This is a genomic window from Citrobacter sp. Cpa228 (genome assembly GCF_030333085.1).
Lineage (GTDB): Bacteria > Pseudomonadota > Gammaproteobacteria > Enterobacterales > Enterobacteriaceae > Citrobacter > Citrobacter pasteurii.
The window spans coordinates 259,461-284,450 of the sequence record NZ_JAOWGQ010000056.1; the positions used below are offsets into that span (position 1 = coordinate 259,461).

Genomic DNA, 24,990 nt, shown 5'->3' on the forward strand with positions numbered 1-24,990 from the left:
TGATGATTCCATGTATAAATCAACAAAAAGAATTCATAAGAGAGTAGTGACTGCTTATTTCTGTAGCCTTGAGCATGCTATCTCCTACAAACAAATTCATGAACCACGGCGCTGTAATTTAAGCAGAAGCAATGCACGCCATTCACATAAACATTATTGAGGTTATTATGACAACTGGATTAAAAAAATTTGGCGGGAGATTCGAACCGAAAAAAAGTGCACTTGAAAAAGACAGTACACTTCCAGTTTATGTTGCTTTTAAACAAGCGAAAAATAAAACAATTGCAAAGACATTACTGCATGCTGATTTTATACAGTTCGCGCCAGATTATGCTGATGATTATTTCGCCCCCAAGGTCTGGGAAACAGAAGAAGGTATGTTCTGCACTGTTGAGGGACAGTTCTATACCGACCTCTTCACTGGTGAAATTGTCTGGAATGCGGAGAAAGGTGAACCAGAGCGCGTCATAGTTGAGCCAGAGCTTGCTGGCGGTAATGAACAACTCAATGCTGACGCGACAGAAGAAAAAATGAAACCGGTGAAAGAACTGGATGTGCTGGCCCGCTCATACTGCCTCGCGGTGTTTGGCGCCATTGATGAAATCACTCCTTCTCAGTATGGCCAGTTAATCGACATGCTGAATGATGATGAATTTAGCCCTTTACGCGAACAGGCAGAGGGTCTTGCCAAAGAACCCCGCATTCTTGCCATGCTTCCTGAAAAACAGACCGAATGCCTGGCCTGGGTGCGTCAGAGGGCGCGCGACAATGCTAAATGGCCAGACTATAAAAACCTGTTTACCCAATGGGCTGATACCCCGCCCGATAAACGCGAGCCAGCAAAGCGCGATGAGAAAAAACTAAGCATGAGCGAGCTTGCTACCAGGCTGCGCTATCGCACTGCCATGGGCAAATTATCCCGCTCCATGGATTTCGACATCTGCAGCCCTCCAGTTGGCATTGAAATGCGCATCAATACCATGCTGTGCAGTGAAGACGTCGAGATTGATGACTGGTGTGCACCATTTTCACGTACCCCGGGTATTCATGATTATCACCCGGCGTCCATCGTGGCCATCATCAAAACCGCTGATGAAAAACTTCATATTTATCCTGGCGAACTGCGCAAATACATCGATAACAGCATTGCTGGTTTTGACTGTGTTAACCCACCTCAAGTGGTCATGGATATCGCCTGCGGCCGTACGTCTGCCCCGCTTCCACAAAAAAATGATGGAGCAAAATCTGATGATCAAACCGAACAAACTTTACAGAACGAAACTGAAATACCAGCAGACTGCCCGTCTCACGCTGCGGAACTCAACAGGGAACTGGATGCAGCATTTGCCAATAGCGCCTCAAATGAGGGCGAAAAAACGGAAGTGACCGAGCAGGAAGATAACCGACTTCCAATGGATGCCCGAGAAATTGAGATTGCCCACGCGCTGAACGACCTGCTTTCGGGATGTACTGACATTATGGGCAAGGAAGAGGCGGAAGGCGTTGTGGCATGCACCGGTCACATTATCGCTGACGTTCTTCCTCTGCTGATCATCGATATCTCCACCACTGAATTTTGCCTGTCCCCTAATTTCAACGATGACGAAATTCACGATGTCGCCACGACAATTCTTGATGGCTGGTCTGATGATGCTGCCTTGCGTCAGAAAATCGCCCTCGATGCGATCGTGGAATATCGCCGCCCGGAACCGCCAAAAGCCGTGGTGCTGAATCCCCCCGTTGTTACCACTAAGCCGAAAAAGGAACCCGAGCCGGTACAGGCCAATGAATCGGCGTTCCTTGTGTCAGAACCCGCCCTAACCTACCGCCAGCAACTGACGCTTGCAGCCCTGCAGGGGATGTGTGCAAACCCGGCATACCGAGGCGATTTTGACGAATTGCCGCACATGGCTGCAGCGCTTGCCGCCGGGGTGATAAGTGCGGAGGAAGGCCAGTGAGCATAGCCAAAGAAGCGATCGCCGTTAGCCGATTCAGTGAGTTTCCGGACACGCTTGTTACTCTCGAGTTATGTCGCGTTTTTGCCCAGAGAGAAAAACGCCGCGTCGGCGAATCATTGCGGGCATGTGCCCGCATATTGCAGAAAAAGGCTCAACATGAACGCTTGCGTGAAACTCTGGAAACGATGGGCAAAAGCCAGTTCCCGGAAACACAAATAGCCCGCATCCGCGATTGTATCCGCCGGATGGAAACGGTCCTTGATCGGAGTATGCCGCGTGCGCCTGATAAATCGCAGTAAAAATGATCCTGTTTTCGGACAAGCATGTTCAACTGCCTTAAAGGCGCATGTTGAAAAGTTCGGTGAACATGGCAAGCAATACACTCAGACCATGTACACCGTACTTATTAACGGAAAAAAAGTAACTGTCGAGGTTATCACCCGCCGACGCAGTTATGTAGCAACTGCAATGACCAGTGTTCGACACCTGCGAAGGCTTCCCGGCATTGCTGATTTTTGACAATCAACCTGCGCTGGCTGTTGCGTGTATCGTAATGGCTGGCTATCGAGGTGAAAGTGAAACTTGTATCACTCGAGCGCTGGGCGGAACTCAGATATGAGGTACCGCCACCAATAGGAACGCTAAGGAAATGGGCGCGAAACGGGAATATATACCCGGCACCAGAAAAGGAAGGCACCCAGTATCGCGTCAGGCCGGATGCGGTTTTTATCCGACCAAATAAATATTGTAAAACGATCAACACAAACCAAAGCAGACACCCGTTAAAAGGGCGATTAGTGGAGAGGATTATCGATGGCGAGGCCGGACAAGTATGACGCTAATTTGCCTAAGAATCTGACCTATCGCAAAGCCAGGAAGTCATATTCCTGGCGCAATCCTGTCGACGGCAAAGAGATATCTCTGGGTAAGATATCCCGCAGGGAAGCGATCGCCCAGGCTATCGAAGCAAATCACTACATCGATAAAAATTACACTCCAATCGCCCTGCTCGAACAACTGAAAGGTACTAAGGAATACACCATGGCCAACTGGCTAGATCGGTACGAAATTATTCTGCAGCGACGCAAGCTGGCGACCAATACTTACAAAGTTCGCGCCGGGCAGTTGGCGACCATTAGAGAATACTTTGGAGTAATGATACTGGCCAGCATCACCACTCGCGATGTGGCTGAGTTTATTGAGCGCTGGACGGAGTGCGGCAAAACAACGATGGCAGGAACCATGAGATCGGTACTGTCTGATGTTTTCCGTGAAGCCGTAGTGGAAGGGCGTGTTGATTCCAATCCAGTGGATCCCACTCGGGCACCGAAAATTAAAGTGCTGCGCGAGCGTCTGGAATATGAAATGTTTATGGCCGTTCGCGCTGGCGCAGAGCGCATGCCTGCATGGTTTGGTCTGGCGATGGATCTCGCCCTGGTCACCGGTCAGCGACGTGAGGACGTCGCCCGGATGCGCTTCAGTGACATTAAAGATGACCGGCTGTACATCGAACAACAAAAAACCGGGTCTTGCCTGGCTATCCCACTTTCACTGACGTTGAAAGCATCCGGCCTGAGGCTGTCGACCGTCATCGATCGCTGCCGGCTTGTCAGTCGATGCGATTTCTTTATAAGCCCCGGGATCAGAAAAAACAGCGAAGACGGAAGCATAAACCTGGATAGTCTGACAAAAGGTTTTGTGAAAGCGAGAAATTTTTCTGGTTTAAAGTTTTCAGAAAATCCACCTTCATTTCATGAAATTCGGAGTCTGGCGGGAAGGATGTATGAGAAGGAATTCGGGAAGGATTTTGCGCAAAAGCTACTTGGGCACAAGTCAGAAAAAATGACTGAGAAGTATCTTGATACGAGAAAAAAAGAGTATGTGCTGATCTAGCTTTTCTTCGTAAATGAATTGTGAATGTTAAAAATGGTGTGGTATAACGAATAAAGACCGAATATTTGAATTCGGACAAATTTCGGACATTTTCGGACATGGAGTCCTAAGTAACTGAAATTAAAGCCCGATAAAAAGAGACCGAATACGATTCCTGTATTCGGTCCAGGGAAATGGCTCTTGGGAGAGAGCCGTGCGCTAAAAGTTGGCATTAATGCAGGCTAAGTTACCCTGCCATTTAAGAATAGATGACAGCGCCAGGTTTTCCAGTCCGCGACTAAAGTGGTCTGAAAAAAAGGGGGATTGTCACTCGCTGCAATGTAAAAACCGCAAGTTCTCCTGTGAGATCCTTGCGGTTTTTTATTGGAAATCAGAGCGCTACATCTGACAATTAACAGAGTTTTTCTGCACGCTCGATAAACGGAGCAAGGCTCATTTTTTCGCCAGGTTTAGCTGGATCGTCAATCTGGATAATATCGATCGGTTTTGCCGTGGTTTTACCGCTCTCAACCTGCTGCCTGGCAACATCATTCAGCGGGTATTGCACCAGCGTGCTGGGGTTGATGACATACAGCGCGTTGCCCGGACGGCAGGTCAGCATCACCTCTTCACGATTAAACGCCCATTTATCTTTGCCAACCTCAAAACGACTGACGGTAATAACCTGCGGCGCAGCCAGTGCCGCTCCCGAACTTGCCAGTAGCAATAAAGAGATAATGATTTTTTTCATACGTTTTGCCAGTCCATCAGAACGGTTCGAGGGTTGCAAACAGGCTGACAATTGCCAGCACAACAGCGCCTATCCCCCATTCCAGCTTCGTCATCCAAATAAAATAGAGGGTCATGCAGCGGTTATCCTGCTGCATACGTGGAACAAGAACATACCGATTCGCCAGCGCAATCGCCACCATTAGCATGACCAGGCCACATTTTAACAGCAGCAGTCTCCCATAAGCCGCATGCCAGGGAACAGAAAAACCGACAATAAACAGCGCATTCATAATGCCGGTAAGCACCACGCCAATCACAAAAAAATGCCCATAGCGGGAGAAGCGCATCATGGTACTGATGGCTTGATCGCGCCAGCGTCCTTGCGCCATTCTCATACAGTAGAGCACCGGCAGCAAGCCGCCAAACCAGGCTGCAGCGCATATCAGATGCAGCGCATGGTTAATCTGATGGAATGTGCCAGTTACGCCATCGTGCAATGTCGCATGCCCAACGCCCGCCAGCAGAATAAACTGCGCAATCGTCAGCATTAGCAGTCGTCGCGGCATACTGCGCGGTACGATAATAGTCACCGCCAGTGTGACCAGCGCAAGGATAATTTGCCACAGCCAGACGCCCCCGAATTGTGTTTGCAGGACAGCTCCCCAAACGGTGATGGAGAGGACATCCTGCCAACCCGCGCCCATTAATCCCCCCTGAACCGCCAGCATCAGCATCGCGCTGATAAAGCTCCACGCCGCGGCGTGGCGTTGCAGATGCAAGAAACGACGCATCATCAAACGACGGAGCGAAACAGGAGCCAGCCATGCGCCATAGAGCGCACAGCCAAACACCAGCATCAGCGTGGTAAAATGGATAAAACGCAGTGCAACCCAGGTAAACGCCAGCATTGGTTATTTCACACTAAAGCTATATTGTCCTTTCGTCTTGTGGCCATCCACTGACACAACGTGCCAATCGACCGTGTATTTTCCTGTTTCCAGTGACTGAACGAGCGGAATAATCAGTTGCGTTTTATCCTGCTCATTACGCGTTGCCTTGCCCGTTTTGATCTGCTCTTTGTTTGGACCTGTCAGCGTTGCACCGCTAAATCCCGGTTCCACGCCTTCAGAGAAATTCAGCGTCAACGCCTGAGGAGATGTCATTACCTCAGCATTAGCCGCCGGATTTTGTTTTGTCAGGTGAGCATGCGCCAGGGCGGCGGGCGTTGCCAGCACGCTGGCGAGTACGATGAGAGCGCTGCGAAGCATAGGTGCAGATGAAGCCATATCAACTATTCCTTTTTGTTATGTCTAATCTATAGAGAATAACCTTCTACAATGATCGAGTCGAGAATCATCATTTCAGGCTTGCCATTAATGCGCACTCTTAGTAACTTTTGCGCGCCAATGGAGAGATGAGGAAAAACGTATGAATATTAATCTGGCCAAACTTGAGCAAGCCGAAATGGATAAAGTTAACGTCGATCTGGCTGCAGCAGGCGTCGCATTTAAAGAGCGCTACAACATGCCTGTCGTTGCTGAAGTTGTCGAGCGTGAACAGCCTGCACATTTACGCGACTGGTTCCGTGAACGCCTGATCGCGCACCGTTTAGCTTCCGTTTCCCTGTCACGTTTACCTTACGAGCCTAAAGTTAAATAAACCTTATATTAAGTTACAATTCCTTACATGATGCCTGCTACAGTATAAGTACATTCTTAATCTACTATTTAAGGATGGTTGTAGACACTATGAAAAGGAAATCATTATGTCACACTGGAAAATTGCAGCAGCGCAGTACGAACCACTTCAACGTTCATTAAGCGAACACGTCGCCCATCATTTGCAGTTCATTCAGGCTGCGGCTAAATGCCAATGCGAATTGTTGGTTTTTCCATCATTGTCCCTGTTGGGATGTGTGGACGAAGACGACACTCTCCCAGCCCCGCCCGATGAAGAGTTATTGCAACCTCTCGCCCACGCCGCGGCCACGTATCGTATGACCATCATTGCCGGGTTGTCGGTAGAGCATCGCGATCGCTTTGTGAAGGGAATAGCGCTTTTCTCTCCCTGGATGACCTCGCCGTTAATGTTTCATCAAAGCCATGGCGCCTGTATCGCCAGGCAACAAAATGCCATCAGCGTTGTCGACAGTCAGCCGGAAGGTATTGATATCGACCCGACATTTTCGCTGTTCACAACCTGTCAGTCCGTCAGCGAACCAGAATTGCTCTCTTCCGCTTCGCGCCTGCAAAGTTTTTCACATAAATTCGCCATTGCGGTGCTGATGGCCAATGCACGTGGCAGCAGCGCATTGTGGGATGAACGTGGTCGGTTAATTGTACGCGCCGACAGCGGTTCGTTACTGTTAACCGGACAACGCACGCCACGGGGTTGGCAAGGTGATATCATTCCATTACGCTAGTCGTTTTTGGTCTGGAGCCCGGCATGTTGCGCATAATAGATACAGAAACCTGTGGTCTGCAGGGAGGCATTGTTGAGATTGCGTCTGTCGATGTCGTTGACGGAACGATCGTCAATCCCATGAGCCATCTGGTGCGTCCTGACCGTCCCATCAGTCCACAAGCCATGGCTATCCATCACATCACTGAAGCGATGGTAGCGGATAAACCATGGATTGAAGATGTCATCCCGCACTATTACGGCAGCAAGTGGTACGTGGCGCATAACGCCAGTTTTGATCGGCGTGTGTTACCCGAAATGCCGGGGGAATGGATTTGCACCATGAAGCTTTCCCGCCGCCTGTGGCCGGGGATCAAATACAGCAATATGGCGCTCTATAAATCCCGCAAGCTGAGCGTCCAGACGCCGTCAGGTCTGCACCACCACCGCGCGCTTTATGACTGCTACATCACGGCGGCACTGCTGATCGACATTATGAAGACGTCCGGCTGGACCCCGGAGCAAATGGCCGATGTCACCGGTCGTCCTGCGTTGCTAACCACATTTACCTTCGGAAAATACCGCGGGAAACCGGTATCTGAAGTCGCTGAACGCGATCCGGGCTATCTGCGCTGGCTGTTTAATAACCTTGATAATATGAGCCCGGAATTGCGCCTAACGCTGAAACACTATCTGGATAACGCCTGAGTTGCCGCCTGACCGGGCAGTGTTCCCTGCGCAAGACCAATTAAAAAAGCGAACTCGAGGGCCACACCTTCATAGGATTTATAGCGCCCGGATTTACCGCCGTGCCCGGAGTCCATATCCGTACACAATAGCAGCAGATGATCGTCTGTTTTCATTTCACGCAGTTTCGCCACCCACTTCGCCGGTTCCCAGTATTGCACCTGGGAATCGTGTAACCCTGTGGTAACCAACAGATGCGGATAATCCTGTGCGGTGACGTTATCGTAGGGGCTGTAGCTTTTCATGTAGGTGTAATACTCTTTGTCCTGCGGATTGCCCCACTCTTCAAACTCACCAGTTGTCAGTGGAATTGACTCATCCAGCATGGTGGTCACCACATCGACAAACGGCACCTGGGCAATAACGCCGTGAAAAAGTGTCGGACGTTCGTTGATGGCAACCCCCATCAGCATCCCTCCGGCGCTTCCTCCCATCCCATAACACAATGAAGGTGAGCCGTAACCCAGTTTGAGCAGTGCATCGCAGACGTCGAGATAGTCATTGAAGGTATTTTTCTTGCACAGAAATTTCCCATCTTCATACCATTGCTGCCCCAATTCACCGCCACCGCGCACGTGGGCTATCGCGTACACAAAGCCGCGATCCAATAAGCTTAAGCGGCTGCTGCTGAAATCAGCGTCCATGCTTGCGCCATATGAGCCATAGCCATACACCAATAATGGATTTTTCCCTTTACGGAAATGCTGCTTATGGTAGACCAGCGAGACAGGCACCTCTGTACCATCGCGCGCGGTTATCCACACGTGTTCACTGCGGTAATTTGCAGCGTCAAAGCCGGGGACTGTAGTCTGCTTAAGTACGCGGCGCTCGCCAGTATCCATATCCAGTTCAAACAGCGTGTCCGGCGTAGTCATGGAGGAGTAGCCATAGCGCAGGCGCGATGTCTCCGGTTCAGGATTATAAGCCAGCCAGGTCACGTAGGCGGGATCGTCAAAGGCAATCCCTATTACTTCGCGCGTTTTGCGATTGATCTGCCGCAGGCTGGTTAACCCCTGTTGTCGTTCTTCCACCACCAGCCAGTCGGTGAATAGCGTAAAACCCTCCAGCATGACACTGTCACGCGCTGGGATTAGCGTCTCCCAGGCGTGTTCGTCCCGAACACGGGTACGATACAGACCGAAGTTTTTACCCTGACGGTTTGAACGCAGATAAAACGCGTGTTGATAGTGATCGAGACTGTATTCATGGTCTTTTCGACGCGCCAAAAAGACCAGCGGCTCGGCATCAGCCAGTTCTGCATCAATGAGCAGAACCTCACTGGTGGTTGCACTCGCAATATGAATAACAACATAGTGCTGTGAGGTGGTTTTATGCAGGCTGACATAAAACATATCATCAGCCTCTTCATACACCAGCTCATCATCGGAGGATGGTGAACCGACAGTATGCCGCCAGACCTGATACGGCAGCAATGTGGTTTCATGCTTGCGGACATAATAGAAAGTCTGGGAGTCGTTTGCCCAGACTAATTCCGGCTCGACGTTTTCAAGTACCTCCGGGTACCAGTTACCCGTTTGTAAGTTGCGAAAACGCACGCCATATTGCCGACGAGACAGATAATCCTCTGCCAGCGCCATAATGGTATTATCCGGTGATATTGCCAGACCACCCAATGTATAGAATTCGCTATGGGCTGCACGCTGGTTTCCATCCAGCAAGGTAACCCATTCATCCCATTCTTCACTGAGGGCAGACTGGCGTTGATAAATGGCATATTCACACCCCGGTTCATAGAGATGGCGATAGCGGTACCCATTTTTCACATACGGTGCAGACACATCCTGAGGGGGTATACGGTCGATAATCTCTTTCAGAACACGATCCTGCAAAGCTTGCTGCGAAGCCATCACCTGGCGGCCGTATGCATTTTCCTGTTGCAGGTAATTCAGTACTTCTGGTTGCGAGCGGGTGTCATCTCGCAACCAGTAATAATTATCAACGCGGGTGTCGCCATGCTGCGTCATGGCGTGGGGAATACGAGGAGCTTTAGGTAGCATGTCATTGTTCTTTTGCTTAAACATTCTATAAGGGTGGCAAAAGTCAGCAATGATGCAAGCGAAACATGCGTCTTAGCAGTAACTATTTAACCCGGCAGGGCCTGTTTTTGTTCCTTAAGATCCTGTTCAATCCCTTCACGAACATCCTGCGGGATCTTTAACGCATCACCCAATGCATTCAGATAACTGCGCTCCATAAAGTGGTCAATATCAATCGCCGCACAGCTCAGGAAGTAGATTTCCAGTGCTTCTTCTTCATTACGGATCCCCTGAGCCAGACGCTGAGGATCGAGTGGTTGTTCAATCGCACGTTCAATCAGAACGCGGCCCTGCTCTTCGACTCCCGCTTCACGAAGTTGGTGTTCAATGGCAGCACGCTCTTTCGCATCGATATGCCCATCGCTTTTCGCCGCAAAGACCAGCGCCAGGATCAGACGCTCAGTTCGCTCATCCAGCGGCGAGCTCTGCGCACCAAATTGTGGTTCGCCCTGATGCGCCGCACGAACCTTATCTTTGTACTTGTTCCATAACACCGTACCGGCAACCGCCCCACCGCCAACCAAAAGCGCGCTGGTGCCGTATTTACTGAGTAATTTTCGTGAGGATTTGTTAGCAACCAGTAATCCTGCCAGACCGCCAAGCGCGCCAGGCACCAGCAGTTTGCTTAGCCCTTGTTCACCGGAAGATGACGCAGATGATGCTTTTTGCCCAAGAAGAGATTGTAGTTGATTCAGCCAGTTAGCCATTTTGCCCCTCAAGTACAGACGAATAATCATCAAAGCGTACCCGAGGGGATGTCAGGAAGTGTTCAGGTCATCAAAAGATGTGCAAATTCAGCTACTGACGCACCTGGTAATCGGCTGTGCCGGCTTTGCAATCAAGCTTTACCTGATAGTGAATGTCGCTGCTTTTGCCGCGCACGGTGAAGGGGACTGTCCACTGCCCGTCTTTACCGACAATATCCTGTGGATTGGCCCATGCTACCGGGTCAAGCTGACCGAGTTTCTTTTGATCGTCGGCCCAGCGCACAATGCGATTCTGCAGGTAATCACGTTTGACGCTAGCCGCAATACCATCAGCGTCCAGACCTTCACAGTTTGGAAACTGAACTGTCTTACTTTCCGTATTCGCCGCAAATACTGATGCGCTGGCAGATAACAACAGCAGGCTCAATAACGCTCTTTTTTTATACATTCTTTTCTCCTTACCTCCCCTTCGACCTTCAGACCGCAGACCTGCGGTGTGAAGGCTGTCAGAGATTGCACAATGATTCAGGGAAAAGCATGGTACAAAATATCAGGAGCGCAAGTCGCTTCAGGCCGCCTGGGTATCATCCTCAGCAGATGCGTCGTTGTCGACTACCTGTGGAGAAGGCAGCTTGCCGTTTTTGAGGATGGCGCTCAGCACCTCTTTTTGCTCAGCCAGCCACAGAGAAAGCGCTTCACGCTGCTCATCTTCCAGCGCTACCGGTGATTGTTCCAGCCATGTGTCGAGCAGGTCGGCTGTATCGAGCATCTTGTCATACGCATCGGCTTCCTTTTTGCTGGTAAACGACATTTTTTCCTCACCTTCCCGAATGACTACGTATTTAACTTCAACCGCCATTTTTGCAGCCTCTTAAATTACCTGTATTTATATACAGCATATTCTTTTTCATCACTGAAATCAACCTGGTAATAAAGACAGACGCAAACGTTTTCGTATATACTGCGCCCAGTTAAAACAGGGGATTAATTTATGACGTTATTAGGCACAGCACTGCGTCCTGCAGCAACGCGTGTGATGTTATTAGGTTCAGGTGAACTGGGTAAAGAAGTGGCGATTGAATGCCAACGCCTGGGTGTGGAAGTCATTGCCGTGGATCGTTACCCCGACGCACCAGCGATGCACGTTGCTCATCGTTCCTACGTCATCAACATGTTGGATGGTGATGCATTACGCCAGGTTGTCGGGCATGAAAAACCGCATTTTATCGTGCCAGAAATTGAAGCCATCGCCACAGATATGCTGGTAAAACTGGAGCAGGAAGGCCTGAACGTAGTGCCTTGCGCCCGCGCGACTCAACTGACCATGAACCGGGAAGGCATCCGTCGCCTCGCCGCCGATGAGTTATCTTTACCGACATCATCTTTCCGCTTCGCCGACAGTGAAATGCGTTTTCGCGAGGCCGTGGACGAAATCGGTTATCCCTGCATCGTAAAACCGGTAATGAGTTCTTCCGGTAAAGGCCAGAGCTTTATCCGCTCCGCCGAACAGCTAACCGAAGCCTGGAACTATGCCCAACAGGGCGGTCGAGCTGGCGCCGGGCGTGTTATCGTCGAAGGCGTGGTGAATTTCGATTTTGAAATCACCCTGCTTACCGTCAGCGCTGTTGATGGTGTGCATTTCTGCGCGCCGGTGGGTCATCGCCAGGAAGACGGCGACTATCGCGAATCCTGGCAGCCGCAGCAGATGAGTGAACTGGCACTGGCGCGCGCGCAGGAGATTGCCCGTAAGGTGGTGCTGGCACTGGGCGGCCACGGGCTGTTTGGGGTCGAACTGTTTGTCTGCGGTGACGAGGTGATTTTCAGCGAAGTATCCCCTCGCCCGCACGACACGGGTATGGTGACGCTGATTTCTCAGGATCTGTCCGAGTTTGCCCTGCACGTGCGTGCATTCCTTGGTCTTCCCGTTGGCGCAATCCGCCAGTATGGGCCGTCAGCGTCAGCGGTGATCCTGCCGCAGCTATGCAGCCAAAACGTTACCTTTGATAATGTGGATGCTGCCGTTGGCGCAGGTTTGCAGATACGTCTGTTTGGTAAACCCGTAATCGACGGTACGCGTCGTTTAGGTGTCGTGCTGGCAACTGCAGAAAGTGTTGAAGAAGCGGTTGATCGCGCGAAAAACGCGGCTTCACAGGTAATCGTGGCAGGTTAAAACCGGCTCCGTAAACCGGATGAGGCAGTATCCTCCCATCCGGCAAAGCCCGATAGTGGCGCTAACGCCTCTTATCGGGCCTTCGGTTTACACGTTGATAGCTTACTGCTTCGCGCCTTCAACCGCTTCGCGAGCCAGTTTGGTGATACGATCGTAATCACCCGCTTCCAGCGCATCCGCCGGAACCAGCCAGGAACCGCCGATGCACAGCACGCTTTTCAGGGCCAGGTAGTCACGGTAGTTCGCCGGAGAGATACCGCCGGTCGGGCAGAAACGAACCTGAGAGAACGGACCCGCGATTGCCTGCAGTGCTTTCGTACCGCCGTTCGCTTCAGCCGGGAAGAATTTGAACTCTTTCAAACCGTAGTCCATACCCAGCATCAGTTCAGAAACGGTGCTGATACCCGGGATCAACGGAATCGTCCCTTCGGTTGCTGCTTTCAACAGCGGCTCGGTCAGACCCGGGCTAATCGCAAACTGAGCACCAGCCGCAGTAACTTCAGCCAGTTGCTGTGGATTCAGCACAGTACCCGCACCAACGATAGCATCCGGTACTTCTTTCGCGATTGCACGAATAGCATCCATCGCACATGCGGTACGTAACGTCACTTCCAGAACGCGCACGCCCCCTGCAACTAACGCTTTTGCCATCGGCACAGCGTGTTCCAGTTTGTTAACCACAATAACCGGTACAACCGGGCCAGTGGTCAGGATTGCTTCTGCACTTGTCTTCCAGTTTTTCATCAGAGTTTTCTCTCGCCTGATTACAAATTAAGTCTTAAAAAGTGATACAGGTTGCGCCCTGCTCCGCACCGGACAGCTTTTCACGCAACGCGCTGAACATTTCACGCCCGGTACCCACGCGCGAAGCGCTAAGGTCAGGAATGTGAGGCTGACGAGAGGCAAGTTCCTCTTCATCAACCAGCAGCGTCAATTCACCTGTCTGTCCATTCACACGAATGATGTCGCCATCGCGCACTTTCGCCAGCAGCCCGCCATCGTAGGCTTCTGGGGTTACATGGATTGCTGAAGGCACTTTACCTGAAGCACCTGAAAGTCGTCCATCGGTAACTAACGCAATTTTGAAACAACGGTCCAATAATACACCAAGTGGCGGCATGAGTTTATGTAATTCTGGCATTCCGTTCGCTTTTGGTCCCTGATGGCGCACAACGACCACACAATCCCGGTCAAGCAGACCCGCATCAAACGCCGGTAACACATCATGTTGACTTTCAAAGACCACTGCAGGTGCTTCAATCACCTGATTTTCAACTGGAACAGCTGAGGTTTTCATTACCGCACGCCCCAGGTTGCCACTCAGTACTTTAGTGCCGCCGTGATGGGAGAATGGCTGGTCAAAGGCGGCAATCACATTGTTGTCCAGCGATTTTTCCGCACCTTCGCGCCAATCCAGTTCGCCATTATTCAGCCACGGCTCCAGGGTGTAACGCGATAAACCGAATCCGGCCACGGTATTCACATCTTCATGTAACAGACCCGCGTTCAGCAGTTCACGCATTAATACAGGCACACCGCCAGCAGCCTGGAAATGGTTAATGTCCGCCGGTCCATTCGGGTACAGACGCGCCATCAGCGGCACGATATCGGACAGATCGGAGAAGTCGTCCCAGTTAATCAGAATACCGGCTGCACGCGCCATAGCCACCAGATGCATGGTATGGTTGGTTGAGCCCCCGGTCGCCAGCAGCGCGACAATCCCGTTCACCACCACTTTTTCATCGATCATTTTACCGATCGGCATCCATTCATTGCCGTTGCCGGTCAGGCGCGTCACCTGACGGGCTGCGGCTGCGGTCAGCGCTTCACGCAGCGGCGCATCAGGGTGCACAAAAGAGGAGCCTGGCAACTGCATGCCCATGAACTCCACTACCATCTGGTTGGTGTTAGCGGTGCCGTAGAACGTACAAGTACCCGGTGCATGATAAGACGCAGCTTCGGATTCGAGCAGTGCCATACGATCCACTTTGCCTTCGGCATACAGTTGACGAATACGCACTTTCTCTTTGTTCGCCAGACCACTCGCCATCGGGCCTGAAGGGATGAAAATTGAAGGCAGATGACCGAAGGAAAGCGCCGCCATGACCAGGCCCGGGACAATCTTGTCACATACACCGAGGAACAGCGCACCATCGAACATATTGTGTGAGAGCCCCACGGCCGCCGACATCGCAATGACTTCACGACTTAGCAGAGAAAGCTCCATGCCGTCCTGACCCTGAGTCACACCGTCGCACATCGCAGGTACACCACCAGCAACCTGGCCCACCGCATTGGCTTCATGTAGTGCTTTGCGAATGATGGCCGGATAGTGTTCATACGGCTGGTGTGCGGAAAGCATGTCGTTGTAGGAGGTAATGATCGCGATATTGTTACGCAACATACTTTTTAGCGAGGCTTTATCCTCCGGCTGACAGGCGGCAAAACCATGCGCCAGATTACCGCACGCCAGTTGTGAACGATGGACGGTAGTCGTTTTAGCCTGTTCGATTCGAGCGAGGTAGGCGGAACGCGTGTCCCGGGAACGTTCGACGATACGTTGTGTTACGCGTAACAAATTCGGATTCATAGAGGCTCCTAAAATTTATCTGTCAGAGCGGTTGGGTAAACAATGTATTCAGCATCGCTAAATATTGCTGAATCGCTTGTTAGCCGTAGCTCAGGGGCAAAATCGTTTCAGGCAGTGTAATAAAAAAAACCTCGCGGGTGAATCCACGCGAGGTTTAAAAGTGCAAAAATTATTCTACAATCTGTGTTAGATCATGTTACCGGTAAAATAACACCTAATGGCTAGATGATCTTTTACTCGAATTCGTTCCAGGAGCGACCGTCACGGGTGATCATGGCCACCGACGCAACCGGTCCCCAGGTTCCTGCCTGATAAGGCTTCGGCGACTCGTTATCCATCGCCCAGGCTTCAGTAATTGAATCCACCCACTTCCAGGCTTCTTCGACCTCATCGCGACGCACAAACAGAGCCTGAATACCGCGCATGGTTTCCAACAGCAGGCGCTCATAGGCATCGGCCAGGTGCGTTTGGTTGAAGGTTTCTGAGTAGCTCAGATCCAGCTTAGTGATTTGCAGATTATGTTTGTGATCCAGACCCGGCACTTTGTTCAGTACCTGAATATCAACCCCTTCATCAGGCTGCAAACGAATAGTCAACTTGTTCTGCGGCAGATCCTGCCAGGATTCTTTAAACAGATTCAGCTCAGGTGTTTTGAAGTAAACCACCACTTCAGAGCACTTGGTTGGTAAACGTTTACCGGTACGCAGGTAGAACGGTACACCCGTCCAGCGCCAGTTATCGATATCGACGCGGATCGCCACAAACGTTTCCGTATTGCTGCTCTTATTCGCGCCCTCTTCTTCCAGGTAACCCGGTACCTTTTTACCCTGGGCAAAACCAGTGGTGTACTGGCCGCGAACCGTTTTTTCACGCACGTTCGAGCGATCGATGCGACGCAGCGATTTCAGTACCTTTACTTTCTCATCGCGAATGCTGTCGGCGCTCAGATCAGCCGGAGGGGACATTGCGATCATGCATAGGATCTGCAGCAGGTGGTTCTGGATCATATCGCGCATTTGACCGGCCTGGTCAAAATAGCCCCAGCGCCCTTCAATACCCACTTCTTCCGCTACGGTAATTTCTACGTGGTCGATAGTGCGATTATCCCAGTTATTCACAAACAGGGAGTTAGCGAAACGCAGCGCCAGCAGGTTCAGAACCGTCTCTTTACCAAGATAGTGATCGATGCGGTAAACCTGGCATTCTTCGAAATACTCACCCACCTGGTCGTTGATTTCACGGGATGTCGCGAGCGAAGTACCCAGCGGTTTTTCCATCACGACACGCGCAGGCTTCGCGTTAAGTTTTGCTTCACCCAAACCTTTGCAGATCGCGCCAAAGGTGCTTGGCGGCATAGCGAAATAGTTAATCGTGGTACGTGATTTTTGATCCAGCATCTCGCCCAGACGGCTAAATGCGGCGGTATCATTGACGTCCAGATTACAAAAATCCAGACGCCCACTGAGGGTTTCCCATAAACTTTCATCAATTTTTTCTTTCATGAAAGTTTCGAGCGCTTCGCGTACAACCTTGGTATAGGCAGCTTTGTCCCAATCAGCACGCCCTACCCCAATGATGCGGGTATCCGGGTTAATCTGACCGGCCTTTTCAAGTTGATACAGGGAAGGCAGCAATTTCCGTCGCGCCAGGTCGCCCTTCGCGCCGAAAATGACCAGGTCACATGCCTGGGCTGTTTGCGTTACCGCCATGTCATTCTCCTCAATTGAGTGCCTGGTGCTTTTGCCAGACACTGGTTGTAATTTTATTACAGTGCACTGTACTGCTTTTACGTGATTCCGTGAACCGTAAACGCTTATCCAGCCGTGCTGTTACCGAAAACAGCGGTTAAACAAGCGTCAGTTACGCTCAAAATGGATAAAAAAGTCGCTTTGTTTCGTACCCATGAAGAAGTATGAAAACCGGACTTCGATCATGTAATGAAAAAAAACAACAACTATTCTCTCCATTTTGCCCCGTTCCTTCACTCCCAGAGGTAGTATCTACGCACAAAATAATTCGTGTTGCAGGAAAGCGGCAAACGAGTGACAAATTCGTCAGGAACGAATTTTTCCAACCGAAGGATGTCCCTCATTTCATCCCGATGGGCTTACTCAAGTAAGCGATTCAGGTGAATTAACGTAGCCCCCTGCGGCTCGAAGTATGACGTGTATAGCAAAATTATGCCCCGATTTCCCCATATTGCTGAAATCGCTTTTGCCCATGACCCATGAGTCTACCTAAATCATGAATATGCTGGAAAAAATCCAGTTAAAACTGGAACATTTGAGCAAGTCAGAACGTAAGGTTGCTGACGTTATTCTTACCTCACCAGACCAGGCAATCCATTCGAGCATTGCTGCGCTGGCGCTGGAAGCCAATGTCAGCGAACCGACCGTTAACCGTTTCTGCCGCAGCATGGATACACGTGGCTTTCCTGATTTTAAACTGCATCTGGCGCAAAGCCTGGCAAATGGTACCCCTTATGTTAATCGCAATGTGGATGAGGATGACAGCGTTGAATCCTACACGGGGAAAATCTTCGAGTCTGCAATGGCGAGCCTTGACCATGTTCGTCAGTCGCTGGATAACGCAGCGGTAAATCGTGCGGTTGATTTACTCACTCAGGCGAAGAAAATTGCCTTTTTTGGGCTCGGTTCCTCCGCCGCGGTGGCGCATGACGCCATGAATAAATTTTTCCGCTTTAACGTTCCAGTTATCTATTCCGACGACATCGTACTGCAACGCATGAGCTGTATGAATTGTAGTGATGACGATGTCATTGTGCTTATTTCACACACCGGAAGAACCAAAAGTCTGGTTGAGCTGGCACAACTGGCAAGAGAAAACGATGCCATGGTGATTGCCCTGACATCTCCTGGTACTCCGCTGGCACGTGAAGCAACGCTGGCAATTACCCTCGATGTACCGGAAGATACTGACATTTATATGCCCATGGTCTCTCGACTTGCTCAACTTACCGTGATAGATGTGCTGGCTACGGGATTTACTTTGCGCCGTGGGGCAAAATTTAGAGATAACTTGAAGCGTGTCAAGGAAGCGCTCAAGGAATCGCGTTTTGATAAAGAATTACTCATCAAGAGTGATGACCGCTAAAAGCAATAACAATGTTCTACCCTTTTATCATCCGGGTCGTTCATTTTACCGTTTATGTTCGAGAACGGCCGGATCAATGTTCACGCAACACCTAGTTGTTTCAGTCAACGGAGTATTACATGTCCAGAAGGCTTCGCAGAACCAAAATCGTTACCACCTTAGGCCCGGCAACTGACCGCGATAACAACCTTGAGAAAATTATCGCCGCTGGGGCGAACGTTGTACGTATGAACTTTTCGCACGGCTCTCCAGAAGATCACAAAATGCGGGCGGATAAAGTCCGTGAGATTGCCGCCAAGCTGGGACGTCATGTAGCTATTTTGGGTGACCTGCAGGGACCTAAAATCCGCGTATCGACCTTTAAAGAAGGTAAAGTATTTCTCAATGTTGGCGACAAATTCCTGTTAGACGCCAACCTCGGTAAAGGTGAAGGCGACAAAGAAAAAGTCGGCATCGATTACAAAGGCTTGCCTGCTGACGTAGTGCCGGGCGATATCCTGCTGCTGGATGATGGTCGCGTACAGCTCAAAGTGCTGGAAGTTCAGGGTATGAAAGTGTTCACCGAAGTCACTGTCGGTGGCCCGCTCTCCAACAACAAAGGCATCAACAAACTTGGCGGTGGCCTTTCTGCTGAAGCGCTGACGGAAAAAGACAAAGCAGACATCATTACTGCAGCGCAAATCAGCGTTGACTATCTGGCGGTTTCCTTCCCTCGCTGTGGCGAAGATCTGAATTATGCCCGCCGCCTGGCACGCGACGCTGGCTGCGATGCAAAAATTGTTGCCAAGGTAGAGCGTGCTGAAGCTGTCTGCGACCAGAATGCGATGGATGACATCATCCTTGCCTCTGACGTGGTAATGGTCGCGCGTGGTGACCTGGGTGTGGAAATTGGTGACCCGGAGCTGGTTGGTATTCAGAAAGCGTTGATCCGTCGCGCACGTCAGCTGAACCGTGCGGTCATTACCGCAACGCAGATGATGGAGTCAATGATCACTAATCCAATGCCGACGCGTGCGGAAGTCATGGACGTGGCAAACGCCGTGCTGGATGGGACTGATGCCGTCATGCTCTCAGCAGAAACAGCCGCAGGTCAGTACCCGGCGGAAACCGTCGCGGCAATGGCTCGCGTATGTCTGGGCGCGGAGAAAATCCCAAGCATCAACGTTTCTAAACACCGTCTCGACGTACAGTTTGATAATGTCGAAGAAGCTATCGCCATGTCAGCGATGTATGCCGCGAACCATCTGAAAGGCGTTACCGCTATCATCGCCATGACCGAGTCCGGTCGTACTGCGCTGATGACATCACGCATCAGTTCTGGCCTGCCAATTTTCGCGATGTCTCGTCATGAGCGTACGCTGAATCTGACCTCTCTGTATCGTGGCGTTACGCCGGTCCACTTTGACAGCGAAACTGACGGTGTAGTGGCTGCCAGCGAAGCGGTCAATCTGCTGCGCGACAAAGGTTACCTGGTGTCAGGCGATCTGGTGATTGTGACCCAGGGTGATGTCATGAGCACCATCGGTTCCACCAACACCACACGTATTCTGACTGTAGAATAACGACGCTGCTGACTGCCTGATATTACTTGCTTATCAAGCGTGCAGGTCGACTGATACAAAAAAGCCTCTCGTTCGAGAGGCTTTTTCTATTTCTTAGGATAAAGATCTTTGCGTTTATACGGTTCAATTTCGCCAGGTTTGCGGGTCTTTAGCAGTTTCAGAATCCAGGTGTATTGTTCAAGATGCGGGGTGACAAAAATCTCCACTTCTTCATTCATCCGCCTGGCAATTGTATGGTCATCTGCCGTCAGAATGTCATCCATGGGTGGGCGTACCTGAATCGTCAGACGATGCGTTTTGCCATCGTACACCGGGAACAGCGGTATTACGCGCGCATGACAAACCTTCATCAGGCGGCCAATCGCCGGTAACGTTGCCTTATAGGTCGCGAAGAAATCGACAAACTCGCTGTGCTCCGGGCCGTGATCCTGATCCGGTAAGTAATATCCCCAGTATCCCTGCCGTACCGACTGAATAAAAGGTTTAATACCGTCGTTACGAGCATGTAAACGACCGCCAAAACGTCGACGTACCGTATTCCAGACATAGTCAAATACCGGATTGCCCTGGTTATGGAACATCGCTGCCATTTTCTGGCCCTGAGAGGCCATCAGCATTGCCGGAATATCAACCCCCCAGCCGTGAGGGACGAGAAAAATCACCTTTTCCTCATTACGTCGCATCTCATCGATAATTTCCAGGCCCTGCCAGTCAACGCGGTGCTGGATTTTCTCCGGGCCACGCATGGCTAATTCTGCCATCATAACCATCGCCTGAGGCGCAGTCGCAAACATCTCATCAACGATGGCCTCACGCTCGGCTTCGCTGCGCTCAGGAAAACAGAGGGATAAATTGATAAGCGCTCTACGACGCGAACTTTTCCCCAGTCGCCCGGCAAGCCGCCCCAGTTTCGCCAGAATGGGATCGCGAAATGACGCAGGCGTTAATGCAATCCCTGCAATCGCTGCCACGCCAAGCCAGGCGCCCCAGTGGCGCGGGTGACGGAATGATTTATGAAACTCAGGGATATACTCAATACTCTTTTTTTTCGTTTCCATGCTCTTCCAGTATCGGGGGCCGCGAAAAAGTAAATCTGTTGATAGTGTAGCGGCGCACCGTGTCCCGTACAAAATAAAAAAAGCCGGCACGCTTAGCGTACCGGCTCTGTCAGTGTATTTATTAATCGAAGCGTAACTGAGGCAGAACCTCTTTCACCTGTGCCAGGTACTCGGTACGATCCGAACCACTCAGCCCTTCCGTACGCGGCAGTTTTGCCGTCAACGGGTTCACTGCCTGCTGGTTGACCCATACTTCGTAGTGCAGGTGCGGGCCAGTAGAACGCCCGGTGTTACCTGACAGCGCAATGCGATCGCCACGTTTCACTTTTTGCCCCGGTTTAACCAGCAGCTTACGCAGGTGCATGTAACGGGTGGTGTAAGTGCGACCGTGACGAACAGCAACATAGTATCCGGCCGCGCCACTCCGTTTCGCGACAACCACTTCACCATCACCGACTGACAGCACCGGCGTACCTTGCGGCATCGCAAAGTCGACACCTTTGTGCGGTGCAACGCGTCCGGTTACCGGATTCAGGCGACGTGGATTGAAGTTTGACGAAATACGGAACTGCTTCGCCGTAGGGAAACGCATAAACCCTTTAGCAAGCCCGGTCCCGTTACGGTCATAGAATTTACCGTCTTCAGCACGGATCGCGTAATAATCCTTGCCTTCAGAGCGCAAACGAACGCCCAGCAACTGGCTTTGCTCGCGTTTACCGTCCAGCATCTCGCGAGACATCAAAACGGAGAACTCATCGCCTTTCTTCAGCTTGCGAAAGTCCATCTGCCATTGCATCGCTTTAATCACTGCGCTGATTTCAGAGCTGGTCAGGCCGGCATCTCTTGCACTGGCGACGAAACTACCGCCCACCGTACCGTTTATTCGGCTGTTGACCCAGTCACCCTGCTGCATTTCGCTGCTCATCTTGAAACCCGTTGTCGTACGATCATAAGTACGGGTTTCACGGCGGGAAACTTCCCAGGTCAGGCGCTGCAAATCACCTTCCGAAGACAGTGTCCAGGAAAGTTGCTGGCCAATTTTCAGATTACGTAAATCTTTATCAGATGCGGCAAGCTGGCTGATATCGCCCATGTCAATGCCGTACTGGTTCAGAATACTGCTCAGCGTATCACCGGTAGAGACAACATACTCATGAACCCCGGCCTCGCCAGAGGTCTTGTCATCGAGTTCATCCTGAGGGATAGCTTCATCTTCCTGAGCGGCTTGATCGATAGGTTCGCTGGCCTCGGGCAACAGTGAACGTATCTCACTTTTTTCCAGCTCAATGGTTTTAACGATGGGCGCAGAGTCGGGATGGTATACATAAGGCCGCCAGACTGCGACGGCCAATGTCAGAACAGTAAGCGACCCCAACATAACACGATGGGGTCGCGGCAAATTATTAAATGCCAGGCTGACAGCGCGAGCTATCTGTTGCACGTATTCACTTCCTCATTAATCTCCTTTCAGGCAGCTCGCATACTGGTTGGCTAATTGGTTCAGAAACGCTGAATAGCTTGTTTTACCCAGTTTGATATTCGTTCCGAGGGGATCCAACGTTCCCATTCGAACGGATGTCCCTCTCGCTACGGCTTCAACGACCGCTGGCCTGAACTGTGGCTCAGCAAAAACGCAGGTTGCTTTTTGCTCAACCAACTGTGTTCTTATTTCATGTAAACGCTGCGCACCAGGTTGAATCTCAGGGTTCACGGTAAAGTGACCAAGCGGTGTTAGCCCGTAGTGTTTTTCGTAATAGCCATAGGCGTCATGAAAAACGAAATACCCTTTCCCCTTGAGCGGTGCGAGCTCGTTACCAACCTGCTTATCGGTTGCGGCTAATTGTGCCTCAAAATCCTTCAGGTTGGCGTCAAGTTTGGCTCGACTTTGCGGCATAAGTTCCACTAATTTATCATGGATTGCAACCGCTGAGGCCCGCGCTATCTCTGGGGAAAGCCAAAGATGCATGTTGTAATCACCATGATGGTGATGCTCGTCACTTTTTTCGCCGTGAGCGTCGTTATGCCCATGATCGTCATCGTCATCGTCAGCGCCTTTCATGAGTAACGGTTTCACGTCATTGAGCTGCGCAATCGTTACCTGTTTTGCGTTAGGAATATTCTTGACTGACTTTTCCATAAACGCCTCCATTTCTGGACCAATCCAAACTACTAAGTCCGCGTTCTGTAAGCGTTTTACGTCTGAAGGACGCAGCGAATAATCGTGTTCGGAGGCCCCGTCAGGCAGCAGAACCTGGGTGTCTGTAACCCCATCTGCAATCGCCGAAGCAATAAAGCCCAACGGCTTAAGTGACGCCACTACAGCAGCATTTGCTGCCTGAGTTGCACTACCCCAAAGAGCAGCGGATAATGCTGCGAAAAGAAGCGTATTTTTATGTAACATAATGCGACCAATCATCGTAACGAATGTGAGAAATGTGATATTATAACATTCTATAACTTCTGCAAGACTAAAATTGATATGACGACTTTGGTTTCACTGGAAAATGTCTCGGTCTCTTATGGTCAACGCCGCGTCCTTTCTGACGTATCGCTTGAACTTCGACCCGGCAAAATTTTAACGCTTCTTGGCCCGAATGGGGCCGGAAAGTCTACGCTGGTGCGCGTTGTATTGGGGCTGGTAGCGGCTGATGAAGGGGTTATCAAGCGCAACGGGCATTTGCGGATTGGCTATGTACCGCAAAAACTCTACCTCGATACAACACTTCCGCTGACGGTGAGTCGCTTTTTGCGCTTACGTCCTGGCACAAAGAAAGCCGACATTCTCCCTGCGCTGAAGCGTGTTCAGGCCGGGCATCTGATGGATGCTCCGATGCAAAAACTGTCCGGCGGGGAAACGCAACGTGTCTTGCTGGCCCGTGCGTTGCTAAATAAACCGCAGCTCCTGGTGCTCGATGAACCGACTCAGGGAGTGGATGTGAATGGTCAGGTTGCACTGTACGATCTTATCGATCAGTTGCGACGTGAGCTGGATTGCGCCGTGCTGATGGTATCCCATGACCTGCATCTGGTCATGGCAAAAACCGACGAAGTCCTGTGTCTGAACCACCACATTTGCTGCTCCGGCACGCCAGAGGTGGTTTCAATGCACCCTGAATTCATTTCTATGTTCGGGCAACGCGGCGCTGAACAACTCGGAATTTACCGTCACAACCATAATCATCGCCACGATTTACAGGGCCGCATTGTTTTACGCCGGGGAAATGGTCACTCATGATTGAATTATTATTACCCGGCTGGTTAGCCGGGATCATGCTGGCCTGCGCTGCTGGCCCGCTTGGCTCGTTTGTGGTCTGGCGTCGGATGTCTTATTTTGGCGATACGCTGGCGCACGCATCACTGCTGGGCGTCGCATTTGGCCTGCTGCTGGATGTAAACCCCTTCTATGCCGTTATCGCCATCACCCTGTTGCTGGCCGCAGGCCTGGTTTGGCTGGAGAAACGCCCGCATCTCGCGATTGATACCCTGCTCGGTATTATGGCGCACAGTGCGCTGTCATTAGGTCTGGTTGTTGTCAGCCTGATGTCGAATATTCGTGTGGATCTCATGGCCTATCTGTTTGGCGATCTGCTCGCCGTCACCCCAGAAGATCTGGTGGCCATTGCCATTGGCGTGGTTATCGTTCTGGCGATTTTGTTCTGGCAGTGGCGTAACCTGCTGTCGATGACTATCAGCCCGGATCTGGCCTTTGTTGATGGCGTCAAGCTGCAACGTGTCAAGCTATTGCTGATGCTGGTCACAGCACTCACTATTGGTGTGGCGATGAAATTCGTCGGGGCACTGATTATCACCTCACTGCTGATAATTCCTGCGGCTACCGCACGTCGTTTCGCCCGTACACCCGAACAGATGGCAGGCGTTGCCGTAGGTGTCGGGATGATAGCGGTTACAGGCGGGCTGACCTTCTCTGCGTTCTATGACACACCGGCCGGGCCATCCGTGGTGCTTTGTGCTGCACTGCTGTTTATCCTCAGTATGATGAAGAAGCAAGCGAGCTGAGTGGTA

At 51.1% G+C, this 24,990-nt stretch carries 26 protein-coding genes; 13 read left to right on the plus strand and 13 right to left on the minus strand.

Annotated features, from left to right (window positions below; genetic code table 11):
• Positions 1-167: 167 nt before the first annotated feature.
• The 5 genes from OGX91_RS23140 to OGX91_RS23160 are packed head-to-tail and all read left to right on the plus strand — an operon-like array spanning position 168 to position 3,851.
• Positions 168-1,958 carry a RecE-related exodeoxyribonuclease gene (locus OGX91_RS23140; protein WP_286627418.1) on the plus strand — a complete coding sequence of 597 codons (1,791 nt, stop codon included), beginning with the start codon at positions 168-170 and terminating at the stop codon, positions 1,956-1,958.
• Positions 1,955-2,257: a DUF7740 domain-containing protein gene (locus OGX91_RS23145; RefSeq protein ID WP_046671218.1), complete on the plus strand. Its 303-nt coding sequence runs from the start codon at positions 1,955-1,957 to the stop codon at positions 2,255-2,257. The genes OGX91_RS23140 and OGX91_RS23145 overlap by 4 nt, the downstream gene beginning before the upstream one ends.
• Positions 2,235-2,477 (plus strand): DUF4060 family protein, encoded by a 243-nt coding sequence (locus tag OGX91_RS23150; protein WP_286627419.1) that lies wholly within the window; start codon positions 2,235-2,237, stop codon positions 2,475-2,477. Before OGX91_RS23145 ends, OGX91_RS23150 begins: the two co-directional genes overlap by 23 nt.
• A gap of 56 nt (positions 2,478-2,533) precedes the next feature.
• The gene (locus tag OGX91_RS23155) at positions 2,534-2,794 is read left to right on the plus strand and encodes an excisionase (protein ID WP_080953256.1); all 261 of its coding nucleotides are present in this window, start codon (positions 2,534-2,536) and stop codon (positions 2,792-2,794) included.
• Positions 2,772-3,851 (plus strand): tyrosine-type recombinase/integrase, encoded by a 1,080-nt coding sequence (locus OGX91_RS23160; RefSeq protein ID WP_286627420.1) that lies wholly within the window; start codon positions 2,772-2,774, stop codon positions 3,849-3,851. The genes OGX91_RS23155 and OGX91_RS23160 overlap by 23 nt, the downstream gene beginning before the upstream one ends.
• Before the next feature lie 391 nt (positions 3,852-4,242).
• On the opposite strand, the gene OGX91_RS23165 is transcribed toward OGX91_RS23160, so the two are convergent.
• The 3 genes from OGX91_RS23165 to yobA are packed head-to-tail and all read right to left on the minus strand — an operon-like array spanning position 4,243 to position 5,848.
• A complete protein-coding gene (locus tag OGX91_RS23165) occupies positions 4,243-4,581 on the minus strand; it encodes a YebY family protein (RefSeq protein WP_040232386.1) in 339 nt (112 codons plus the stop codon).
• Positions 4,582-4,597: 16 nt separating this feature from the next.
• Positions 4,598-5,470: a copper homeostasis membrane protein CopD gene (gene copD, locus OGX91_RS23170; protein WP_149692489.1), complete on the minus strand. Its 873-nt coding sequence runs from the start codon at positions 5,468-5,470 to the stop codon at positions 4,598-4,600.
• A gap of 3 nt (positions 5,471-5,473) precedes the next feature.
• Complete coding sequence (yobA, locus tag OGX91_RS23175) at positions 5,474-5,848, minus strand: CopC domain-containing protein YobA (protein WP_286627421.1); 375 nt, start codon at positions 5,846-5,848, stop codon at positions 5,474-5,476.
• A gap of 142 nt (positions 5,849-5,990) precedes the next feature.
• On the opposite strand from yobA, the gene OGX91_RS23180 reads away from it, so the two are divergent.
• The 3 genes from OGX91_RS23180 (at position 5,991) to exoX (ending at position 7,670) form a co-directional block, all read left to right on the plus strand.
• Positions 5,991-6,221, plus strand: a complete 231-nt coding sequence (locus tag OGX91_RS23180) for a DNA polymerase III subunit theta (protein ID WP_005120732.1) — start codon at positions 5,991-5,993, stop codon at positions 6,219-6,221.
• Positions 6,222-6,327: 106 nt separating this feature from the next.
• Entirely contained in the window at positions 6,328-6,984 is a 657-nt protein-coding gene (locus OGX91_RS23185) for a carbon-nitrogen hydrolase family protein (protein ID WP_005120730.1), read from the plus strand.
• A gap of 23 nt (positions 6,985-7,007) precedes the next feature.
• Positions 7,008-7,670: an exodeoxyribonuclease X gene (exoX, locus tag OGX91_RS23190; RefSeq protein ID WP_005120729.1), complete on the plus strand. Its 663-nt coding sequence runs from the start codon at positions 7,008-7,010 to the stop codon at positions 7,668-7,670.
• Here the strand turns inward: exoX and ptrB are convergent.
• The 4 genes from ptrB to yebG all read right to left on the minus strand — a co-directional run bounded on the left by ptrB (position 7,652) and on the right by yebG (position 11,332).
• A complete protein-coding gene (gene ptrB, locus OGX91_RS23195; RefSeq protein ID WP_188092848.1) occupies positions 7,652-9,727 on the minus strand; it encodes an oligopeptidase B in 2,076 nt (691 codons plus the stop codon). The genes exoX and ptrB overlap by 19 nt on opposite strands.
• 86 nt (positions 9,728-9,813) lie before the next feature.
• A complete protein-coding gene (locus tag OGX91_RS23200) occupies positions 9,814-10,473 on the minus strand; it encodes a tellurite resistance TerB family protein (protein ID WP_005120724.1) in 660 nt (219 codons plus the stop codon).
• 91 nt (positions 10,474-10,564) lie between these two features.
• On the minus strand, positions 10,565-10,921 hold the full coding sequence (gene yebF / locus OGX91_RS23205; protein WP_149692486.1) for a protein YebF: 357 nt from the start codon (positions 10,919-10,921) through the stop codon (positions 10,565-10,567).
• Between the two features lie 120 nt (positions 10,922-11,041).
• On the minus strand, positions 11,042-11,332 hold the full coding sequence (gene yebG, locus OGX91_RS23210; protein WP_040232394.1) for a DNA damage-inducible protein YebG: 291 nt from the start codon (positions 11,330-11,332) through the stop codon (positions 11,042-11,044).
• A 132-nt stretch (positions 11,333-11,464) separates the two neighbouring features.
• On the opposite strand from yebG, the gene purT reads away from it, so the two are divergent.
• Complete coding sequence (gene purT / locus OGX91_RS23215; RefSeq protein ID WP_286627422.1) at positions 11,465-12,643, plus strand: formate-dependent phosphoribosylglycinamide formyltransferase; 1,179 nt, start codon at positions 11,465-11,467, stop codon at positions 12,641-12,643.
• Between the two features lie 102 nt (positions 12,644-12,745).
• Here purT and kdgA read toward each other — a convergent pair whose 3' ends face one another.
• The 3 genes from kdgA to zwf all read right to left on the minus strand — a co-directional run bounded on the left by kdgA (position 12,746) and on the right by zwf (position 16,942).
• A complete protein-coding gene (gene kdgA / locus OGX91_RS23220) occupies positions 12,746-13,387 on the minus strand; it encodes a bifunctional 4-hydroxy-2-oxoglutarate aldolase/2-dehydro-3-deoxy-phosphogluconate aldolase (RefSeq protein WP_005120716.1) in 642 nt (213 codons plus the stop codon).
• 34 nt (positions 13,388-13,421) lie between these two features.
• Entirely contained in the window at positions 13,422-15,233 is a 1,812-nt protein-coding gene (gene edd, locus OGX91_RS23225; RefSeq protein WP_005120714.1) for a phosphogluconate dehydratase, read from the minus strand.
• Between the two features lie 233 nt (positions 15,234-15,466).
• Entirely contained in the window at positions 15,467-16,942 is a 1,476-nt protein-coding gene (gene zwf, locus OGX91_RS23230) for a glucose-6-phosphate dehydrogenase (RefSeq protein WP_137381576.1), read from the minus strand.
• A gap of 535 nt (positions 16,943-17,477) precedes the next feature.
• Here zwf and OGX91_RS23235 point away from each other — a divergent pair.
• Together OGX91_RS23235 and pyk are read left to right on the plus strand one after the other, a co-directional pair.
• Entirely contained in the window at positions 17,478-18,347 is an 870-nt protein-coding gene (locus tag OGX91_RS23235; RefSeq protein ID WP_005120711.1) for a MurR/RpiR family transcriptional regulator, read from the plus strand.
• Between the two features lie 119 nt (positions 18,348-18,466).
• On the plus strand, positions 18,467-19,909 hold the full coding sequence (gene pyk / locus OGX91_RS23240; RefSeq protein ID WP_005120709.1) for a pyruvate kinase: 1,443 nt from the start codon (positions 18,467-18,469) through the stop codon (positions 19,907-19,909).
• Positions 19,910-19,995: 86 nt separating this feature from the next.
• Here the strand turns inward: pyk and lpxM are convergent, their stop codons facing one another.
• From lpxM to znuA, 3 genes are all read right to left on the minus strand, one after another.
• Entirely contained in the window at positions 19,996-20,967 is a 972-nt protein-coding gene (gene lpxM / locus OGX91_RS23245) for a lauroyl-Kdo(2)-lipid IV(A) myristoyltransferase (RefSeq protein ID WP_286627425.1), read from the minus strand.
• A 121-nt stretch (positions 20,968-21,088) separates the two neighbouring features.
• A complete protein-coding gene (gene mepM / locus OGX91_RS23250; protein WP_005120706.1) occupies positions 21,089-22,408 on the minus strand; it encodes a murein DD-endopeptidase MepM in 1,320 nt (439 codons plus the stop codon).
• Positions 22,409-22,423: 15 nt separating this feature from the next.
• Entirely contained in the window at positions 22,424-23,368 is a 945-nt protein-coding gene (gene znuA, locus OGX91_RS23255) for a zinc ABC transporter substrate-binding protein ZnuA (RefSeq protein ID WP_005120703.1), read from the minus strand.
• Between the two features lie 78 nt (positions 23,369-23,446).
• Here znuA and znuC point away from each other — a divergent pair, with 78 nt between their 5' ends.
• Together znuC and znuB are read left to right on the plus strand one after the other, a co-directional pair.
• The gene (znuC, locus tag OGX91_RS23260; protein ID WP_040232396.1) at positions 23,447-24,202 is read left to right on the plus strand and encodes a zinc ABC transporter ATP-binding protein ZnuC; all 756 of its coding nucleotides are present in this window, start codon (positions 23,447-23,449) and stop codon (positions 24,200-24,202) included.
• Positions 24,199-24,984, plus strand: a complete 786-nt coding sequence (gene znuB, locus OGX91_RS23265) for a zinc ABC transporter permease subunit ZnuB (protein WP_286627426.1) — start codon at positions 24,199-24,201, stop codon at positions 24,982-24,984. The genes znuC and znuB overlap by 4 nt, the downstream gene beginning before the upstream one ends.
• Positions 24,985-24,990: the final 6 nt, after the last annotated feature.

What these genes read in the sequence shown, in the direction of transcription:
- OGX91_RS23140 (WP_286627418.1), top strand. Translation starts at nt 168, where the DNA reads ATGACAACTGGATTAAAAAAATTTGGCGGGAGATTCGAACCGAAAAAA.
- OGX91_RS23160 (WP_286627420.1), top strand. Translation starts at nt 2,772, where the DNA reads ATGGCGAGGCCGGACAAGTATGACGCTAATTTGCCTAAGAATCTGACC.
- OGX91_RS23165 (WP_040232386.1), bottom strand. Translation starts at nt 4,581, where the DNA reads ATGAAAAAAATCATTATCTCTTTATTGCTACTGGCAAGTTCGGGAGCG.
- copD (WP_149692489.1), bottom strand. Translation starts at nt 5,470, where the DNA reads ATGCTGGCGTTTACCTGGGTTGCACTGCGTTTTATCCATTTTACCACG.
- yobA (WP_286627421.1), bottom strand. Translation starts at nt 5,848, where the DNA reads ATGGCTTCATCTGCACCTATGCTTCGCAGCGCTCTCATCGTACTCGCC.
- OGX91_RS23180 (WP_005120732.1), top strand. Translation starts at nt 5,991, where the DNA reads ATGAATATTAATCTGGCCAAACTTGAGCAAGCCGAAATGGATAAAGTT.
- OGX91_RS23185 (WP_005120730.1), top strand. Translation starts at nt 6,328, where the DNA reads ATGTCACACTGGAAAATTGCAGCAGCGCAGTACGAACCACTTCAACGT.
- exoX (WP_005120729.1), top strand. Translation starts at nt 7,008, where the DNA reads ATGTTGCGCATAATAGATACAGAAACCTGTGGTCTGCAGGGAGGCATT.
- ptrB (WP_188092848.1), bottom strand. Translation starts at nt 9,727, where the DNA reads ATGCTACCTAAAGCTCCTCGTATTCCCCACGCCATGACGCAGCATGGC.
- OGX91_RS23200 (WP_005120724.1), bottom strand. Translation starts at nt 10,473, where the DNA reads ATGGCTAACTGGCTGAATCAACTACAATCTCTTCTTGGGCAAAAAGCA.
- yebF (WP_149692486.1), bottom strand. Translation starts at nt 10,921, where the DNA reads ATGTATAAAAAAAGAGCGTTATTGAGCCTGCTGTTGTTATCTGCCAGC.
- yebG (WP_040232394.1), bottom strand. Translation starts at nt 11,332, where the DNA reads ATGGCGGTTGAAGTTAAATACGTAGTCATTCGGGAAGGTGAGGAAAAA.
- purT (WP_286627422.1), top strand. Translation starts at nt 11,465, where the DNA reads ATGACGTTATTAGGCACAGCACTGCGTCCTGCAGCAACGCGTGTGATG.
- kdgA (WP_005120716.1), bottom strand. Translation starts at nt 13,387, where the DNA reads ATGAAAAACTGGAAGACAAGTGCAGAAGCAATCCTGACCACTGGCCCG.
- edd (WP_005120714.1), bottom strand. Translation starts at nt 15,233, where the DNA reads ATGAATCCGAATTTGTTACGCGTAACACAACGTATCGTCGAACGTTCC.
- zwf (WP_137381576.1), bottom strand. Translation starts at nt 16,942, where the DNA reads ATGGCGGTAACGCAAACAGCCCAGGCATGTGACCTGGTCATTTTCGGC.
- OGX91_RS23235 (WP_005120711.1), top strand. Translation starts at nt 17,478, where the DNA reads ATGAATATGCTGGAAAAAATCCAGTTAAAACTGGAACATTTGAGCAAG.
- pyk (WP_005120709.1), top strand. Translation starts at nt 18,467, where the DNA reads ATGTCCAGAAGGCTTCGCAGAACCAAAATCGTTACCACCTTAGGCCCG.
- lpxM (WP_286627425.1), bottom strand. Translation starts at nt 20,967, where the DNA reads ATGGAAACGAAAAAAAAGAGTATTGAGTATATCCCTGAGTTTCATAAA.
- znuA (WP_005120703.1), bottom strand. Translation starts at nt 23,368, where the DNA reads ATGTTACATAAAAATACGCTTCTTTTCGCAGCATTATCCGCTGCTCTT.
- znuC (WP_040232396.1), top strand. Translation starts at nt 23,447, where the DNA reads ATGACGACTTTGGTTTCACTGGAAAATGTCTCGGTCTCTTATGGTCAA.
- znuB (WP_286627426.1), top strand. Translation starts at nt 24,199, where the DNA reads ATGATTGAATTATTATTACCCGGCTGGTTAGCCGGGATCATGCTGGCC.